Consider the following 18,405-nt stretch of genomic DNA (forward strand, 5'->3'; position numbering starts at 1 on the left):
TCTGCCTGTTACACGATCAGCCGATCCCCATCTCCGTTTCTTCCCGCAGTTTTCTAATATCGCTGATCGGCGGCAAGCCGAACAACCGAGCGTATTCGCGGCTGAATTGCGAGGGGCTCTCGTAGCCGACCCGGTAAGCGGCATCCGCAGCGTCGACAGCTTCGGTCAGGAGCAGACGGCGCGCCTCCTGCAGCCGGATCCGCTTCTGATATTGCAGCGGGCTGAGCGTGGTCACTTCCTTGAAGTAACGATGCAGCGACGAAGGGCCCATATGCGCCATTCTGGCGAGCTCTTCGATATGAAGCGTATTTGCAAAGTCACGCTTAATGCGGGCAATGACGCCGGCGATCCGGCTTGTGCCGCTTCCGGTCAGCGCGATCTGCTTGAAAGCGCCGCCGTATCCTCCGCTTAACAACCTGAAAAACATCTCGCGGATAACCAGCGGCGCCAAATAAGAGATTTCCCGGGGCGTATCCAGCAGCTTCACGAGCCGAACCGTGGCGTCCAACAGCTCGGGACTCGTCCGATCGACGTACGCCCCGCGCTTTAATTCCCTCGCATCCTCGCCCTCAAGCTCCGCACCTTTAATGACCTCCAGCACTTGAGCCGGATCAAGTCCGAGCCGCAGGCATAAGTAAGGCGATTCTGCGGAAGCTTGCAGCAGCCGCGAGGTAACCGGCAGGTCGACCGAAACGACAAAATGCGCGGAAGGGCCGTACGTATAGCTATCGCTGCCAAGCATGACGATTTTCGTGCCTCGGGCGACGATTACGACTGCCGGCTCATAAATCGTATGAACGGGCAATGTAGACTTTGAGCTTCGAATCAGACGTAGCGACGGTATAGCCGTATCATAGATCCCGTCGCTGCCCGTATTTCGTTCGATCAACGAGGCTAGCTCTGCAAGCTTTTCGACGAATGCGAGGCCGTTCTTTTGCAGAAGCTCTTCTCTCTCGGCATGTCCTGGCGAGGCTGTGACTTGCGGTTGCAGCATCAGTTTCCCTCCGTCGCAAGGCTATTGTGGTTAAATTCATTATAGCACCGAACGACACCGACAGCCGATCGGTTGGAGGTTTAGGCAACAACTTGGCACGATCCGGCTACCCGATCCAGCGTCGGTCGAGGCATAATAAAGATGCTGGTCCAACAGACTTGTACAAGAGAGGCGGATTGAATATGAAAAGAAGAACGTTAGGCAACGGCGGCCTTGAAGTATCGGCACTTGGGCTGGGCTGCATGGGCATGTCCGACTTCTACGGCGGCAGGGACGACGAAACGTCGCTGCGCACCATCGACCGCGCCCTGGAGCTGGGGATAAACCTATTGGATACGGCAGATATGTACGGCGTTGGCAAAAATGAGGAATTGATCGGTAAAGCGCTCAAGGGACGGCGCGAAAAGGCGATAATCGCGACCAAGTTCGGTAATGTGCGCAGCGAAGATGGCAAGTATCTGGGTATCGACGGCCGTCCTGAATATGTAAAAGCCGCCTGCGAAGCGAGCCTTCGCCGTCTCGGCGTCGATTATATCGATCTCTATTATCAGCACAGAGTCGATCCGAATACGCCGATCGAGGAGACGGTCGGCGCGATGGCCGAGCTGGTGCGCGAAGGCAAGGTTCGTTACCTCGGGCTGTCCGAAGCGGCGCCCGCTACGATCCGCCGGGCGGCTGCCGTACATCCGATCGCTGCGCTGCAGACGGAGTATTCGCTCTGGAGCCGCGACGTCGAGGACGATATCCTGAGCGTATGCCGGGAGCTCGGCATTGGTTTCGTGCCCTACAGCCCGCTAGGCCGCGGCTTTTTGACCGGACAGATCCGCAAGTTCGAGGATCTGGCGGAGGACGACTACCGCCGCTTCTCCCCGCGTTTCCAAGGCGATAACTTCCAGCGCAATCTGGATCTCGTTGAACGAGTCGCCGAGTTGGCCGCAGAGAAAGGCTGCGAGCCTTCTCAGCTAGCGCTTGCCTGGCTGCTGGCGCAAGGCGAAGACATCGTGCCGATTCCCGGCACGAAACGGATCAAGTATCTGGAAGAGAACGTTGGCGCACTGCAAGTCGCGCTAACGCAAGAGGATCTTGCTCGCATCGATGACGCAGCGCCGCGAGGAACGGCTTTTGGCTTGCGCTATCCGGAAGCTTCCATGAACAGCGTTAACCTGTAACGCTAATTAAAAACGCTTTGTGCGGAGGTTACTCCGTACAAAGCGTTTTTGTATGATGCCCGTTGTTTACGTACGGGAAGCCATTCGCTCTACGAATTCAATCAGTCCCCATAATACGACGACGCTTAGCGCAGCGATTATAGCGGAGCCGCCGGCATGAATAAACGCGAAGACGCCAAAGGCAGTTGCCAGCCCAAAATGGATTTTGCGCGTATGCTTGCTCTTCAAGCGGCGGATCAGGTAGCCGTAGACCGCTAAAGTCAGCAGCAGCACGAATGCCGCAATGCCTGTATACGTGTCGTCCTTGACGACTGCCTGCGTCAAAAAATAAATGCCGTGAGCCGCGATCAGTACGAGGGCCGCATAAGCAACCGGTTGATGGAGCCGATTGAACAGAGGAACAAGTTTTTTCACTAAAGCCGAAGGAGACCTACGCTTCTTTTTCAATCGCAGCCATGCGTAACTGACAGCCGCGCACCAGACGGCGATCGTGCCTAACGTCCTGAACAAGCCTTCGCTTCCTTGCTCTCTGCGCTCCATGCCGGGAGGCGCATTGCCGAGGGACGGTCCGCCGTGAGCGCTCCCCGGGTGGACAACGCCGGAAAATGCGTACAAAATCAAGGCAATGCCGGCGAGAAGCGAGATGGCTGCAGGGATGTACAGGGTTCGGTTTTGCTTCATGCCATTACCTTCTTTCGAACCGTAATTGGGAGACAAGCGCATGCGCCAAGGACCGCGCATTGTGCTTATGTTTCGACAATACGATATACTTCTTAAAATTTAATGCTTTTATATTAACCAAATCTTAAGTCGTTGCAGGATGCCAGATCCTTGACCAGGTTGTACCAGATAACGCCGCCGTGCTGCGATTCGGATCGGCCGCGGTTCGCAAAACCTTGCTTTTCATAAAAGGGGACCAACTCTTCTTTGCAAGTTAGCGTAACGCCTTCCCTTTCGTTTTCTTGCGCAAGTTCCTCCCACGCGTCCATTAATTTTTTTGCGACGCCCTGCCCTCTTGCCTTCTCCGATACGGCTAGTCCTAAAACGCTTTGATACCCGCCCTTATCGGGATTCGCCTTGATTTCTTTGAACAAGTCGTCCGTTATGTACGGTCGATCAATGACGGGACCATTAATATAACCGAGTATTTCTCCGTCATTTTCCGCCACGATAAATGTATCGGGGATCAATGCAATCCGCTTAGCAAAGGCCTCCTTAGTGGCAGCCTCCTCTTGGGAAAACCCTTCGTTTTCAATCCGTACAAGGTGCTCCAGATCTGAGGGTCGAACGTTTCTTAACACAAGCATGCCTAACCGTCCCCGTTTCCTGAATCATTGTACAGCTCTTATCCACCTTCATTCATTTTAACGATTCTGCATGTTCGCATCAATCGATGCAAAAAGGCCGGTGCATCCATGCACCGGCCTCGAAGATTGTTAAAACCTTCATTAACCTCTCCAGTATTTTAAGTGCGGATAACGGAACGACTCCAACGCCGTGCGTTCGCCGAGCGCAAATTCCCCATCCGGTTTGTAAACAAAAGGCTCTTCGCCTTGCGCATAAGAGGCGGCGGCTCTGCGGTCCAAGCATTCGAGCAGCATCTGCTGCTTCAGTCCGAGATATTCGCGCGTATGCGGTCCAAAATTCCATTCGATCTCGCCGGGGCGGAATTCGTAGTAGACCGTGCGGCGCAGCGGATTGCCGTCTCCCGCGGGCGAGCCGTGAAGCACCGTGATGTCGTGGAAAATGGCATCGCCCGCTTCAAGCGGAACGGGAATGGCATCCTCCGTGCTGAACCGGTCGGCTCCGTCTTGTTCGATCCGCGCTTGGCATGCCTCCTTCGACCACTTGTTGCTGCCGGGAATGACCCAGAGACAAGTCGCCAGATCCGCCGAATCCAGGTAAAAGTCGACGTTAAATATAGGCCTCGGGTCTTCGCAGCCGGCCGGCACTTCCGCATCCCGGTGCCAAGGCACGATAATGCCTTCATCCGGCATTTTAAGAACCATCGAATCCCAGGTTGGAATAAAGTTGTTGCCCTGAAGCTTCTCGACCGAGCGCAGTATAAAAGGGTGACCGAGAAGCGCCTTCATCGGATCGCTTTTGTCGATGACATACTCGACGCGGCGCAGTACGTTGCGGCCGGTTTTGCCGCCTTTTCCGTACATATAGTCTGGGTCGTCCTGAACGCCGGCCACGCCTTTGGCCACCTGCTTTTCCATCTCGGCTTGAACGGTCGCAAGCTCTTCTCCCCGAAGCACGCCCCTAATGACCAGAAATCCATTATCTAAAAAGAATTGGGCTTGCTCCTCCGTGATGCTGCTTTGCGTACGCGCATCGGCAACTAACATTTCGATCTGCGATTTGCTCATCGTTTTGTCTCCTCTACTCGTTAGGTTGTGCTCTCGAGTAAGAGTTTAGCGAATAAATCGCCCGGTGTATTTGGCAGGGACATTCAATCTTGTTGCCAAAATCACTTTGTTATACGATAGAAAAGGAGGCGATAACGATGAGCGATGAGAAACGGGAACATCTGGCCTTGGGCAGTACGTCTCTAAGCGAAATGTCGCCGGATGTACCGGACTTCCAGTTTCCACCCTATATTACGCTGGCGCATTTGTTTGACGCTCCGAAGGGATGGGCGATTCATAACCGGACGATTGGTCAATACGTGCTCCAATATGTCGTTGAGGGCAGAGCGGATTATCCGGTTGGCGGGCATGCGTATCCTACAGTCAAAGGCGACCTGCTGTTCCACCGCCCCGGCGAGCTTCACTCCATCCTAACGTTGGAGGGGGAACCGTATATTTGTCTTTCCCTCGTTTTTCATTTCGGAGACCATGACTTTCCGATTAACCAGTTGTTCGGAGACTTGCATTTGCTCGGCAACTATGCGGGCACGGAACTCGAGAAAAAGCTGATTCGCCTTGTGCATCTGTATCGGCAGCCGGGTATTTCCTCGCAGCTGCAAGCGCAAGGACTGTTGCTTGAGACGCTCGGGGAAGCCGCGACCGGAATGAACCGAACGTCGACCGGGTCCACGGTAGAGGAGCGAATAAAAGCCAAGCTCTTGCTGCTGCAAAATCACATTCGCGAGCATTACGCGGAAAATGTCCAGCACAGCGACCTTGAACAGATCGCGGGACTTAGCCGCAACTACATTATCGTGCAGTTCAAGCGTCAATTCGGACTTACGCCGATGCAGTATTTGACCTGGGTGCGCATTCAAAAAGCGAGGGAGCTGGCGCTGCAGACCAATCTGTCGGTAAGCGAGATTGCGACCCTTGTCGGATACGCGGACGTGCATACGTTCGGCAAAATGTTCAAGAAAAAAACGGGAACGAGTTTGTCCCAGTTTTGCTCGGCGTTGGTTACTTATAAGGTGTAACTAAAAGCCGCCGGTTGCGCCGGCGGCCTGATAATTTTTCGATCGTCCCTTTGTGCGCTCTGCTTATGGGCAAAATATGCTGCTACTATTTAGCTTGCAGGCGAAGCAGTCGGCTGTCCGACGGGATCGCTTCCTGGCTGCGCATTCGTTTGGCCGCCGCCGTTCGTCCCGTTCGGGAACCGGCCTTGCCCGCCGCCGAAGCCGCCCCTTCCGCCTCCGCCCATCCCGCTGCCCAGCTTGGAGAGATCCACCGAGGAGGCGTCGATCAGCGCGCTGGCGTCGGCCGTTTGACCGTCGGTCGTCGAAGGAATATTGCCGTCGAGCTGTCCTTGAATGCTCTCCGCCCGCAGCGCGCCCAGCTTCGACAACTCGGCAACCGCCGCTTTGTACGCATCGTACGTACTGAAGGCGCTCGGATCGTTTTCCACATGGCTGCCGATCAGCTGATCGAGGCTTGCAACCGTCTGTTCGAACTTACCGCCGGCAAAATAACCCGTCACGATTTGTTGCAGGTATTGATGATATTTTTCCTTGTACTCGGGCACTTCGAGCAGCTTGCCGAGGATCGGACGATCCTCCAGGCTGACGCCGGAGAGGGGCGTGTCGATCGCCTGATTGACCACGTCGGAAGCCGTCCCCGACTGGAACCCGCCGAACGCCATATTGTAATCCCAAGGCAGCATGCTGAGCTGGCCGTCTTTTTCATAAAGATAATAATTATGCCCCATATTGGAGGTATAGCTGTCCATGTTCACGACGACGGTATGCGCGGCAAAATATTTCAACACCGCATCCACGTCCACCGTCGAAGCCAGATCCGTGCCTGTGCTCAGGTTTTTCAACGCGGCGATCACGCGTTGGTAGCCGGATTCATCCGTCTTCGTCACGGCGTTATCGAAAATCGCGGAATAGCTGCTGATCTCATCGTCCGTGTAGACGAGCGAAACGCCGTTCTGAGCGCCGTTCATGCCGCCTCCGCCCGGACCGCGGTTTCCGTTGCCGCCGGCTTGGGGGATCCCGTTTTGCGCGGCTGCGACGCCGTTTGCTCCACCATCTGCGGCATCGGGGGCGCCCGGCATGTTGCCTCCGACTCCCATTCTATCGTCATCGCCGTCGTTGTTCGGCTTATACACCTCGCCTTCGCCGTCTTTCGTCCGGTCGAGGAAGCTGTCGTCGATCACTTCAACCGCCAGATAGAAGCCCCATGCCTTCCCGTTCACCTGGATATCCGCAAACGCAAACAGCGGAGCGTCGACGCCGATATAACTCATGATGTCATAGCTTAAGTATTCCTTCATATAGCTGCTGTCGGACTGCATGTTGTTGACGACGATTTTGTCGAGCCCCATCCACGTCTGGCCGTCTACGTACTCGTCGAATTTGATTTTAAAACTGTATCGGTCGGTCGTATCGTCCTGCACGACTTGCTTCAGGCTGGAATTGCCCTTGGGCCGAATCCCGACATTTTTGATCGTCGTCCCGTTAATCGTGACGTCGGCCGGGATGTATTCCTTGTCCGACGCACTGTCCAGCATTTCCTGCCACTTCGTTTCATCGACATCGACGGAAAACGTCATGATCTTGGTTTTGTCGATTTCGCCGACATAACCTAACGTTTGCGCGCTTGCTGCTTTCGCTGAAGCCGTTGTAACGGCTTCGGTCGAAGCGCCCGACGTTTGCGACGTTCCCTGGCTGCATGCCGCCAACAGGGCGGCGCACAATACCGCATAGCCGGTATGTTTGACGATTGTAGTTATCTTCAATTGAGCATCTCCTTTACTAAGCGGATCTTTGCCAGAAAGACTGCGATGCGCTTAGTTTAAGGAAGGAACCTTTAGCGAAGCTTAAATCATTTCTCCCAAAGTTCGATGAGCCGACCTTCCGGATCTTTTATCCAAATAAATTGTCCATATTCGGAGCTCTCTTTTTCCTTGGCGAGCGGCACGCCGATTCGGCCCAGATGCGCAATCGTCTCGTCTATGGATTCGACTTGAAAATTCAACATCGTTTGCTGTTCTGCGGGAAAGTATTCATCGTCCTCTTTGAAAAAAGAAAAAGCCGTCTCATTGTCGGCTTGAGGCTTAATGACGGTTCCGTTCCAATCGTTGAATTCAAGTTTTAACGTTTCGCCATACCACTTTTTAATGGCTTCCGGATTTTTCGTTCTCCAAAAAATGCCGCCGAATCCCTTAATCATTATAACAGCTCCTCTATCGTCTCATTTCGGTTCACCCGATTTACAATAAATATTCGAGCTTCTATTTCCACTTCCTTTTTGGACACGCGATAATATTTTCGGACAGCGCCGGCACCGTTGTCGCATGCGCCGTCTACCGAATAAAGACGCCGCCGAACTCATCGGCGGCGTCCTGCTGCGAGCGCGAATCAGTTGGGCTGCGAGAGCGGATTGCTCGGATTTTCGACCATAACGCCGACTTCGCAGAAATCGTAGCTGCCTCCGGAAGACTCGAGCTCTACCCGGAGATGATAAAATCCGTTGTGAAAACGAAACGTATCGAGATAAAGCGGCTCAGGTACCGTAGTGCCTTCGTACAGAACCTTGCTGCCGAATCTGAAGGTGAACCGCTTGATGGATTCTCCTTCCGGCACGCCGGCGTCCACCTTGATCTTCAGTACGTTGTTCACCTTCTGACGGTCCTTGATCCCCCGCATATTGACAGCGCATTTAGGCGCCGGCGCCACATAGACGCCGTCGATCCAGAGCTGTCCGCCCTTGCGCTCCTGCCGTCCGTCGACGGGGGTAACGACGAGGATGACCGCGTCTTCGGCCGGTACGACGAACTTAGCGGTGCCGGTAACCGACTTTGCCAGAAATCGTCCGCTCACCGTATCGTAGAGATCGACCTTTTCCAGGCCGAGTCCGTTAATTTCGACCGTCTGCTCCGTGCCGAACGGATTATAGTACAAGTAGGTCTGATAGGCCTCTTTGTGAAAATAATCCGTCTTCAGGCAATCGATCTGCAGAATACCTTCGACATTTGTCTTCTCGATCAGCGCGCCCATGAAGCCGACATGGCTGCCGCTGTAAACTGAGAAGTCCAGCGGCCCCCATCCGATCACGGTGGCGTCGCCGCTCGCATATGGAGACTTATCCTCATATTCTTTACGGATGCCTTCGTACGGAAGGGCATGATCCGGATCGCCCTCCCAGTCCGCGCCGGACTGCTTGTCCGCCGGCAGGCCGTCCGCATAGAACAAGCGGGATTGATTGGCGACGTTGAGCATCCATTTGCCGATCGCGCGCGCATAACGCGAGTCGTATCGCAGAAACGGCGCCAGCGTGCTGAACAGGAAAAATCCGTTCATGACGAAAATGTAGCCGCCGAAATCTTTCAAATTTCCGACCAAGCCGTGCATATCGTAATTTCCCCAGCGCTCCGTGCACATGCCCCAATCCGGACGAATCTCTACGCCGCCGTCGAAAATCCAGTTGATGTATTTGGTCACGTCATGGCTTGTTCCGTGCTCGGCCTCCATGCGGGCAGCCAGATACGGGGAGTAATACATGAGCAGCTCGTAATAGGGGTTGTCTTCCTGGTCATCCAGGAAGTCGAGACAGCGCTGGGCCGTGTCGTAATAAACCTGGTCGCCGAAACGTAAGTAGGCCAAGTACATCAGCATGGCCACCCCGGACGCGGCGTCCGGTTCCTTCCATTTCCCGTTATCGACCGGTTCCATATTTTTAAAGTCAAAAGACGTGTAATTAAAATTGACGCGTCCATCCTCGTCGGTCATAATCTTAACCGCTTCGACCCAACGGTCCGCCGACGAACGAACAAGCGACTCCATATCCGGTTCGTTCGGATAAAAGTAAGCCAGTATGGCATATAAAATATTGGCCTGTATCTCGTACCAGAACGTATCGCCGCTTGGAATGCTCGGGTACCAGACGAAGACGCCTTCGTCTTTCCGATAAAAGGTCTGCAGCATCTTGACGTAATTGCTGCCGTCCTGGTTGCTCTTGTCGATGCCGACCAGCGTGGCCCCGAGAACGGAGGCCATAACCGTAATCGCCTCCTGGGAGCCGTTGCTTCCTTGGTCCGATTTGCCGACATAGGACATCAGCCCGAATGTATCTTCCTCCATGTTGTAATGCGTCCTGTCCCGCCATATAACAGGGAGGTATTCGCCCTTGCGGTCGAAGTCGAACGCGAACCGGTCGAACGCTTTGGCTTTGTCTCTCCAGTCCCTGATCTCGAACGGGTTGGGGACGGTCGGCATGGATTGGACCAAGTGAAGATTTTTCTGAGGTGAAGGCGTAACGTTTACTTGCTCCGTTTTACGCATCGGCAGTTGAGTGGCCATCCTGGTTCGCCTCCTGAGGACAGTGATTTCCGCATGAGACTATTACCCCGGATGGTCGGAGCATAAAAACAATTCGGTCAGCTCTTCTTTTTCCGATTGCGGAGCAGCGAAGTTGCCAGCGAGGTCGTCGCCCCGAGAGAGAACAACAGTAGCCCGACAAACAGGACAAATCCGATAAAAGGGATGTTTAACATTGAGATCAGTATGAATGCGCCCGTACCCGCTTTTATCCAATCGGGTTTGTCCGCAGCCCATCGGATTTGCTCGGCTATGAGTGGACTGACAATCGTTAATCCGAAGGCCAGCGCGATTGTGCGGAGCTTCGCAGGATGCGTTTGAGCGACAAGCCGGATAAGAGCATCAGGCATTCAGCGACGATCGTTGCGGTTATCCAGACGGTCGGAATCGACGAAGCCACATGTGAAACGATATAAGCCGCCGTTACCGTAAACTTCAACAGAACGGCGAATACCTTCAACCAAATGTCCCCGTACTTGTAAATGACGGCCGCGAAGACGAGAAGCATCATTGCCGGAATGAGTACCGCGCCGGATTTCGCCGCCGCTGAGGTGGGGGACGCGCGGTCCAGTGCCTCCATGACGTTCCGTTCAAGCGCAGCAGGCGCTTCTATTTGTAAATAAAAGTCCGTCATCTGTTTTTGCATGTCCATCAAGTCGGACAGGATCGCGCTGCAGGAAGCGCACGCGGCCAAATGAAGGTCGATCTCCTGCCGTTGACTCTCATCCAGCTCCTCGTCCATATAGGCGGACAACCATTCGGCGGGGTGATCGCTCATTGTTCGTCTTCACCTCTTTTCATAACCTGTCTGAGCGCGAGCCGGGGTCGGTCTGAACCTGATGCACCTGATAAGCGGATGCGCGCAGAGAAACCATGAGTGTCGTATTGGTAATCCCGGGCATATAATCGCGCTGCATTTGAAAAGCGGCGACGCCTCCCCATGCGACGATCAGGACGACAAAAATCAAAATGATAACGGACCGCTGCATAACGGATTGAATGAGTTTATTCATAAAAAGAGAAGCCCCTTTCGGTTGATCTATCTCAAAAGGACTTCCCGTTGGTTCGAATTGTTCAGGGCGCATAAAAATAAATTTTGCCAATCCCGTTCGTTCCGCACGAGTAAAATCATGTAAACTTTGGAATACTCCCATTACGTCCGAGACGGAATCCAGTGCGGGAGGAACTTCGCCGATGTCATCCGTTCTGGGTTATATCCCAAGCTGGAGCGTATTCGGTCAGGCTTTGATTGCGCTCCTCATTCCCATCTTGGCCAACCGCATTTATCGAATCGCATTTTCCATCGTTCGAAACGGCAAGGCTTCTTCCTCGCATGGAGACAAGCTTCTCTCCGAATCTGCCGCTTCACCGGAAGGTAGGCGCTTCAGCGGAGCGTACCAGGACGATCTCGATGCCATAATGGCTTCGATCGGCGGCAGCTGCGATGTACGCTCCCGATCGTTCTTGATGTCAAAGTCGAATAGGCAAGCGACGCTGTTCTGGGTCGACGGCATGCAGAACGACCGGATCCTGAACTTGCAGATTATGCAGTTCCTGATGTTCGAAGCCGCCGCGGACGACCTGTCGCGACCCAGCAAGCTTGGCGAATCCATGCCCTTCAACTGCTTGGTCGATTCCGTGGATATGGACAGCTTTAACCGCTCCGTGCTGTTCGGACATGCGGGACTGTTGGTGGAAGGCGCGCCGTATGGCCTGCTCATCGAGTGGCCCGAAGGCGCGAACCGCGGCGTCGAAGAACCCGTGTCCGAGGCTCTGCTGCGAGGGCCGCGGCTCGGCTTTACCGAAGTGCTCAGCGAAAATACTTCAATGCTGCGAAGGCAGGGTTTTAGCGACCAGTTGGAGATGAAGAGCTATCGGGTCGGCACCACGCTCAAGAAGGACCTTGTAATCGCCTATTTCAAGAACATCGTCAACGCGGATTTGCTCGAGGAGGTTAAGAAACGCCTCGACAAGCTTGACTATGATTTTTTCGGCGAATCGGGCATCGTTGAGCAATTAATCGAGGACAACACGCTCAGTCCGTTCCAACAAGTACAAAACACCGAACGTCCGGACCGGGTCATTCATGCGCTGGTCGAGGGGCGGGTTGCCATATTGCTCGACGGAACGCCATTCGCTTTAATCGTGCCGGCTACCTTCAGCATGCTGCTGCAATCGCCGGAGGATTATTACGAGCGTTGGCTGCCCAGCTCGCTGCTCCGCATACTGCGGTTCCTCGCCGCATTCATCGCACTAATGGCTCCGGCGCTGTACATCTCGTTGATCTCCTTCCATCCGGGATTGATTCCGACCGAGCTGGCTCTTTCCATCATCGAGACGCGGCAGGGCGTTCCGTTTCCTGCGCTGATCGAGGTGCTGATTCTGGAGGTATCCATCGAGATCCTGCGGGAAGCGGGTATCCGACTGCCTAAACCGATCGGACCCGCGATGGGCATCGTCGGCGGCTTGATCATCGGGGACGCGGCCGTACAAGCTGGTATCGTGAGTCCATTCCTGGTTATCGTCGTTGCCGTAACGGCGATATCCTCCTTTTCGATTCCCACCTACAGCGCCGGAATCACGCTTCGAATATTAAGGTTTGCCGGCATGTTGTTCGCGGCTATTCTCGGGATGTTCGGAACGATTCTTTTCTTCCTGATGCTGTGCAGTCATCTCACGAAGCTCAAGAGCTTCGGCGTTCCTTACTTGACGCCGTTATCCCCATTTCGGCTTCGGGACTGGAAAGATCTGTTCGTTCGCGCCCCCATCTCAATAATGAAGCGCAGACCGGCGATGATGAAAACAAAGAACGATAAACGACGAATCTGAGCGCCATGAAGGAGGACCGATTGTGTTCGTACGTACCGACGATAAAATCACAGCCTCGCAGGCCGTCGTTTTTCTGACCAATACCGTGCTTGGAGCCGGCATCCTCACGATGCCAAGCGGCATCACGCAGGAGATGAAGACGCCAGATTCCTGGCTAACCATTCTGATCGGAGGCATCATCGTCTTGCTGGCCGTTTTTTTGATGGTCAAGCTGTGCCAGCAATTCCCGGGTCAGACCGTTTTTCAATTTTCCGCGCGCATCGTCGGCAAATGGCCGGGCGGCTTGTTAAGCTTGCTGCTCATTTTGTACTTTCTAACGATCGCCGGGTTCGAGATCCGTTCGCTCGCCGAAGTTACTTTATTTTTTCTGCTGGAAGGTACGCCAAGTTGGGCAATCGTCGTTCCCTTTATTTGGGTCGGCTGCTACCTGGTAACAGGCGGCATCAATTCCATCGCCCGGGTTTACCAGATCGTCTTCCCGATCACGATATTCGTTCTCCTCGTCTCTTTTGGGGTCAGCTTTCGACTGTTCGATATCGACAACCTTCGTCCTGTGCTCGGCAACGGCATCGCTCCTGTCTTGCGTGGATTAAAGTCTTCAATATTGGTTTTCACCGGCTGCGAAGTCGTGATGACAATCACTGCATTTATGCAATATCCAAAACAAGCAGTTAAAGCAATGCTCGGCGGCATCTCCATTCCCTTCGGCCTTTATATGCTGACCATCATTTTCGTAGTCGGCGGTCTGTCGATCGATACGGTTATCACCAGCGCTTGGCCGACGATCGATTTAATCCGCAGTTTCGAAATAACAGGCTTTTTCGTCGAGCGGCTTGAATTTCCTTTAATGGTCATTTGGCTGATGCAGATGTTTTGCAATTTTTGCAGTTTCTTCTTCCAATCCTCGCTTGGGGTTTCCCAGCTTCTTAAGTGTTCTTATCCTCCCGTCATCTTTGGTATGGTTCCGATCATCTTTCTGGCGGCGATGATCCCGAAGAGCCTGCAGGATATTTTCGCCCTCGGAGGAACGATCGGGACGATGGGACTCTGGCTGTTCGGGCTGGTACCGGTGCTGCTCTCGCTTGTCTGGCTGGTTCGAACGAAGGGAATGAAACAACATGTGTAATTCAATTTTCAAAGGGGTTACGCTGTTTCTATTGTCAGTCCTGCTGTCCGGCTGCTGGAGCAGCAAGGAGATCGAGACGCTGGCGATTTACACCGGATTGGCATTGGATGTCGGCATGCCGGCTCCCGTAGAAAAGGAGTTCGAGGCAAAGGGAGCAAATTATACGGAGCGCAACAAAGTCATGGCTACCGTTCAGATCGTTCCGGTGAAAGCCATGGGATCTCAAGACGAGAAGCAGAAAGCGGCACAGCGCCCATATCAAAACGTTTCCGGCAGCGGCGATTCCATTTTAGAGATTTTCCGTCAATTTTCAATACGATTGGACCGGCCGATCATCGGTCATCACCTTAAAGTCATCGTCATTTCCTCTGAATTGCTAAGACGTCAGACGATGGAGCAGCTGATGGACTTCGTTTTGAGAGACAATGACATCCGTCCGAGCACAATGGTGTTTATAAGCCAGGACAAGGCCGTCGAGACGCTCTCCTCCGCACAGCCTAACGAGGTTCCTTCTATGCACATCAAAGACATGCATCACAATCAAGCGAGAACCAGCAAAGTGCTGGAGCCGATAACGCTGTCCAAAGTCGATGCGTTAACTTATGCCAAACGAAGTTTTGTTCTGCAGAACATTGTCGCCGGCGGTGGCGAAATCGAATTTTCAGGCGCGGGCATTGTCAAAGGCTCCACCGGCCATTGGATCGGCAACTTAAGTCAGGACGATACGGAATGCCTGGCTTGGCTCAACAAATCGGGGGCAAGCGGCGTAATTAAAGCCTATGACGATAAAGACGAGCCGCTCACATATGAAATCGAGTCCGTGAAGAGCAAGATAAACGCTATCGTCGACGAAAAACAAATCAAATTCAAAGTTTCTCTGGCCTTTAAAGGACGTATCAGCGAAACTTGGGGCAATCACAATGCGCCGACATCGAATGCCCATGCCGAGAAGCTCGCATCGATCGTCGAGGAGAGACTGTCGTCGATGATGCAAACGCTGATTAGCAAGCTGCAGTCCGATTATAAAACCGACGTCGCGGGCTTTGGCCGGCGGCTTGCAATCGAACATCCTTCCGCTTGGAAAAAAGTGAAAAACGAGTGGGACGATATTTTCAGTCGGTCTGACGTCAGTATTAAATATGACGTAGAAGTAACAAACTTCGGCTCCTTTAGCGAGCGATGAACGAATCGTTCAAATTGAGTGATATATAACTACGTTGACAGGACTGATCTTGATGGAATATACTCGTATCCAGACACGAGTGTAAGATTATATTACACAAACTCTTGTATAAGCTCATTAATCGGAGTGAGCGTCTCGACCAGGCAACCGTAATTGCCCCAGGCTACAAGAGGCCGCTTGATGGAACCCTTCCGTTTTCACTTGGAAACGCGACAGGCTTCTTCATTTCGCGCCTCTTATGCCTGGGGTTTTATTGCGTTTCACCCCATTTCAAAAGGAGTGTTCGAAATGACCCATTCAAACGCTGCGGCCGAAGTCCGCGCGCAGCTCCCTCGAGATTGTACGTTTACGCCTTCCGATTGGCAGGTGCTGTCGCAATATTGGTATCCCGTCGCGATCGCGGAGGACATTATGGATCGGCCGGTTCCGGTCAAGCTGCTGGATGTCGGGCTGGTCTTATACCGCAGCCAAGGTCAAGTCGTCATCGCCCGCGATATTTGTTTTCACCGGGGCGCTCCGCTCAGTAAAGGATGGGTAGAAAACGGCGAGATTGTCTGTCCTTACCATGGGTTCCGCTATAATTGCGAAGGCGTATGTATGTCTGTTCCCGCCCACCCTAACGGAAAAATATCGCCCAAGCTTAAATTGATCACCTATCCGGCCGTCGAAAGGTACGGCTTAGTCTGGACTTCGATTGCCGGCTCGGAAGAAAATATTCCCGACTTTCCGGGTTGGGAAGACCCGGACTACGTGAACGTGCTCCCTCCCAGCTTCGATATTGCCGGGGCCGCGGGCCGTCAGATGGAAGGCTTTCTGGATGTATCGCACTTCGCGTTCGTGCATACGGCAACCTTCGGAGACCGCAACAATACCGAAGTGCCGCAATATAAAGTGACCAGAGAAGGCGACGTGCTGCTGGCGGATTATTGGAGCACCGTCAGCAATTATGGCAAAGGGCAGGAGAATCCGGCACCAGAAGGCTTTATGTGGCTTCGTGCGTTCCGGGTATACGCTCCGTTTACGGCTTCGCTTACTGTTCACTTTCCGAACGACGGCAAGCTGATGATCTTGAACTGCGCTTCTCCCGTCTCCGCAAGGAAAACCCGTTTGTTCAGTCCGATCTCACGCAATTTCGACAAGCGCGTTCCGGTGCAAGATACGATCGAGTTCAACCTTCGGGTATTCCGGGAAGATGCCGATATGGTCGAATCTCAGATGCCCGAGGATCTCCCGCTGGATCTATTGGCGGAAGCCCATATTCCCGCTGACCGTACGTCGATCGCTTATCGCCGGCTGCTGACGGAGCTTGGGCTGGGGCGCCATTATACATCATAGTAAAAGGGATCAATCCCTCGAAATCAGTTGAGATTCTGCCGTTTATCCCTATAATGAAGGAATGTACGGGTAGATCCGGCAACCATCAGTCAACGAGAAATGAGGAATAACAATGCTGCAAAAAGCGACGTTCGCCGGAGGATGCTTCTGGTGCATGGTAAGTCCATTCGAAGAGCAGCCCGGCATTCATGGCATTATCTCCGGATATATGGGCGGCGAGTTGGAGAATCCGACCTATGAGCAAGTACTGACGGGTGAAACGGGACATCTCGAGGTCGTGCAAATCACGTTCGACCCTGAATTGTTCCCCTACGAGAGGCTGCTCGAGCTCTACTGGCCGCAGATCGATCCGACCGATGCGACCGGTCAGGGCAATGACCGCAAAAGCCAGTATCGTGCCGCGATTCTATACCATAACGAGGAGCAGCGGCAGCTCGCGATCGAGTCCCGCGAACGTCTGGCGCAAAGCGGACGCTTCGAGCAACCGGTCGTCACCGCCATCGAAGAAGCCTCCGTCTTCTACCCGGCCGAAGACTACCACCAGGACTATCACCGCAAAAACCCGAAGCACTACAAGGAATCCCGCGTTTATTCCGGTCGCGATGCGATCATCGAGAAATATTGGAGCGAGTAATTCCGATAAGCCAAGAGGCACCTCGCAGTTGCCTCTTGTTTATGATTTGAACAAATGAATTCATTTCGCAAACGCCACGATTACCTTTTACAGCTGTTCCTCCAAAGGAAGGCTTGCCAGCTGAGGGAACGAGTCCGTAAATGCCGACCAATCCGAAGTCATCTCCGATTCCGTCAATAAACACGAATCCAGCTCTTCGGTTAGGCGCCCCCGGTCCAGAGAAAGACCGATCAATACGATTTTATTGAGGCGATCCCCATACGTTGCGTCCCAATTCCGGGCAATCTCTGGATACTCCCTGAGTAACGCTTCCCTTTCAGGCTTCGCAATCGCGGCGACCCAATATCCGCCGGGACCAAATTGAATGGACGGCCCTGCTTGGCTCAAGTTTTGCGCCATATCGTTCCTCGAGGCCAGCCATACCATGCCTTTGGCACGCACGACCTCCTCCGGCCATTCGCTCATCCAATTCATGAGGCGCTCGGGATGAAAAGGCACTCTTCGCTCGTACGCGAACGACGAGATACCGTATTCCTCCGTCTCTGGCACATGATGATCTTTGGCCATCTCCAGCATCCAGCCTGCCGACTGGCTCGCCTGCTCAAAATCGAAAAGTCCCGTATTCATGATGTCAGACGGACTGACCCGTCCGAACGCGGAGCGAATGAATCTCGCGCGAGGCTGCAGGCTCCGAATAACGCGCTCCAGGCGCTCAAGCTCTTCCGGACTGACACGATCGCACTTATTCAGGATAAGTACGTCGCAAAACTCGATCTGATCGATCAAAAGATCGACGACCTCGCGCCGGTCATCCGGACCCACGTGCTGCTTGCGGTCCGTCAATGTGTCGCCGGAGGAATAATCGTTCCAGAAACGGTATGCATCGACAACCGTAACCATGCAATCCAGTCTGCAATACTTGGTCAAATCGACACCCAGCTCTTCATCGATATAAGTGAAGGTCTGGGCGACCGGGATCGGTTCTCCGACGCCGGTGGATTCAATCAGTATGTAGTCGAATCGGTTTTCGAGGACGAGCCGCTCGACCTCCTGCAGCAAATCCTCGCGAAGCGTACAGCAAATGCAACCGTTGGACATCTCGACCAGTTTCTCGTCCGTTCTGGACAAGCCCCCGCCTTGCTGGATCAGATCCGCATCGATGTTGACTTCGCTAAGGTCGTTTACGATAACCGCAACGCGAAGGCCGTCCCGATTGTTCAGCACATGATTCAAAACGGTGGTCTTGCCCGCGCCCAAGTAGCCGCTAAGGACAGTCACCGGAAGTTTGGGATAAGTTGTCGGCATGGTCAATGAAATTCGCTCCTCTTTATCGCCTTTATTCGTAATTATTACAATTAGTATAACAGGCGAAAACAAGTTTGTGAATTAAATTGTAATAATTA

17 protein-coding genes and 1 riboswitch are annotated in these 18,405 nt (G+C 53.5%); of the genes, 7 read left to right on the forward strand and 10 right to left on the reverse strand.

What is annotated here, in order from left to right:
- Positions 1-16 precede the first annotated feature (16 nt).
- Positions 17-994, reverse strand: a complete 978-nt coding sequence (locus ACFOTD_RS18090; protein WP_378121179.1) for an AraC family transcriptional regulator — start codon at positions 992-994, stop codon at positions 17-19.
- 182 nt (positions 995-1,176) lie between these two features.
- Between ACFOTD_RS18090 and ACFOTD_RS18095 the strand changes: the two genes are divergently transcribed.
- Positions 1,177-2,163, forward strand: coding sequence for an aldo/keto reductase (locus ACFOTD_RS18095; RefSeq protein ID WP_378121181.1), 987 nt, complete (start codon positions 1,177-1,179; stop codon positions 2,161-2,163).
- A gap of 66 nt (positions 2,164-2,229) precedes the next feature.
- Here ACFOTD_RS18095 and ACFOTD_RS18100 read toward each other — a convergent pair whose 3' ends face one another.
- The 3 genes from ACFOTD_RS18100 to ACFOTD_RS18110 form a co-directional block, all read right to left on the reverse strand.
- Positions 2,230-2,844: a hypothetical protein gene (locus ACFOTD_RS18100; protein WP_378121183.1), complete on the reverse strand. Its 615-nt coding sequence runs from the start codon at positions 2,842-2,844 to the stop codon at positions 2,230-2,232.
- A 113-nt stretch (positions 2,845-2,957) separates the two neighbouring features.
- A complete protein-coding gene (locus ACFOTD_RS18105; RefSeq protein ID WP_378121185.1) occupies positions 2,958-3,470 on the reverse strand; it encodes a GNAT family N-acetyltransferase in 513 nt (170 codons plus the stop codon).
- A gap of 141 nt (positions 3,471-3,611) precedes the next feature.
- Complete coding sequence (locus tag ACFOTD_RS18110; protein WP_378121187.1) at positions 3,612-4,535, reverse strand: phytanoyl-CoA dioxygenase family protein; 924 nt, start codon at positions 4,533-4,535, stop codon at positions 3,612-3,614.
- Positions 4,536-4,672: 137 nt separating this feature from the next.
- Here ACFOTD_RS18110 and ACFOTD_RS18115 point away from each other — a divergent pair, with 137 nt between their 5' ends.
- The gene (locus ACFOTD_RS18115) at positions 4,673-5,551 is read left to right on the forward strand and encodes a helix-turn-helix transcriptional regulator (RefSeq protein ID WP_378121189.1); all 879 of its coding nucleotides are present in this window, start codon (positions 4,673-4,675) and stop codon (positions 5,549-5,551) included.
- 89 nt (positions 5,552-5,640) lie between these two features.
- Here the strand turns inward: ACFOTD_RS18115 and ACFOTD_RS18120 are convergent, their stop codons facing one another.
- The 5 genes from ACFOTD_RS18120 to ACFOTD_RS18140 form a co-directional block, all read right to left on the reverse strand.
- Positions 5,641-7,314 carry a CotH kinase family protein gene (locus ACFOTD_RS18120; protein WP_378121191.1) on the reverse strand — a complete coding sequence of 558 codons (1,674 nt, stop codon included), beginning with the start codon at positions 7,312-7,314 and terminating at the stop codon, positions 5,641-5,643.
- Positions 7,315-7,400: 86 nt separating this feature from the next.
- Positions 7,401-7,748: a VOC family protein gene (locus tag ACFOTD_RS18125; protein WP_378121193.1), complete on the reverse strand. Its 348-nt coding sequence runs from the start codon at positions 7,746-7,748 to the stop codon at positions 7,401-7,403.
- A gap of 188 nt (positions 7,749-7,936) precedes the next feature.
- Positions 7,937-9,877, reverse strand: a complete 1,941-nt coding sequence (locus ACFOTD_RS18130) for a hypothetical protein (RefSeq protein WP_378121195.1) — start codon at positions 9,875-9,877, stop codon at positions 7,937-7,939.
- Between the two features lie 289 nt (positions 9,878-10,166).
- Positions 10,167-10,673 carry an anti-sigma factor family protein gene (locus ACFOTD_RS18135; RefSeq protein WP_378121196.1) on the reverse strand — a complete coding sequence of 169 codons (507 nt, stop codon included), beginning with the start codon at positions 10,671-10,673 and terminating at the stop codon, positions 10,167-10,169.
- A 19-nt stretch (positions 10,674-10,692) separates the two neighbouring features.
- Positions 10,693-10,998: a hypothetical protein gene (locus tag ACFOTD_RS18140; protein WP_378121198.1), complete on the reverse strand. Its 306-nt coding sequence runs from the start codon at positions 10,996-10,998 to the stop codon at positions 10,693-10,695.
- Positions 10,999-11,089: 91 nt separating this feature from the next.
- On the opposite strand from ACFOTD_RS18140, the gene ACFOTD_RS18145 reads away from it, so the two are divergent.
- The 5 genes from ACFOTD_RS18145 (at position 11,090) to msrA (ending at position 17,002) form a co-directional block, all read left to right on the forward strand.
- Positions 11,090-12,724 carry a spore germination protein gene (locus ACFOTD_RS18145; RefSeq protein WP_378121200.1) on the forward strand — a complete coding sequence of 545 codons (1,635 nt, stop codon included), beginning with the start codon at positions 11,090-11,092 and terminating at the stop codon, positions 12,722-12,724.
- Positions 12,725-12,746: 22 nt separating this feature from the next.
- Positions 12,747-13,850: a GerAB/ArcD/ProY family transporter gene (locus ACFOTD_RS18150; RefSeq protein WP_378121202.1), complete on the forward strand. Its 1,104-nt coding sequence runs from the start codon at positions 12,747-12,749 to the stop codon at positions 13,848-13,850.
- Entirely contained in the window at positions 13,843-15,033 is a 1,191-nt protein-coding gene (locus ACFOTD_RS18155; protein ID WP_378121204.1) for a Ger(x)C family spore germination protein, read from the forward strand. Before ACFOTD_RS18150 ends, ACFOTD_RS18155 begins: the two co-directional genes overlap by 8 nt.
- 84 nt (positions 15,034-15,117) lie before the next feature.
- A riboswitch (purine riboswitch) is annotated at positions 15,118-15,219 on the forward strand.
- Positions 15,220-15,321: 102 nt separating this feature from the next.
- Positions 15,322-16,368, forward strand: coding sequence for a Rieske 2Fe-2S domain-containing protein (locus tag ACFOTD_RS18160; RefSeq protein WP_378121206.1), 1,047 nt, complete (start codon positions 15,322-15,324; stop codon positions 16,366-16,368).
- Between the two features lie 115 nt (positions 16,369-16,483).
- Entirely contained in the window at positions 16,484-17,002 is a 519-nt protein-coding gene (gene msrA / locus ACFOTD_RS18165; protein ID WP_378121269.1) for a peptide-methionine (S)-S-oxide reductase MsrA, read from the forward strand.
- Positions 17,003-17,089: 87 nt separating this feature from the next.
- On the opposite strand, the gene ACFOTD_RS18170 is transcribed toward msrA, so the two are convergent.
- Positions 17,090-18,307, reverse strand: a complete 1,218-nt coding sequence (locus ACFOTD_RS18170) for a GTP-binding protein (protein ID WP_378121271.1) — start codon at positions 18,305-18,307, stop codon at positions 17,090-17,092.
- Positions 18,308-18,405 lie beyond the last annotated feature (98 nt).

The organism is Cohnella sp. GCM10012308, from assembly GCF_042649185.1.
GTDB lineage: Bacteria > Bacillota > Bacilli > Paenibacillales > Paenibacillaceae > Cohnella.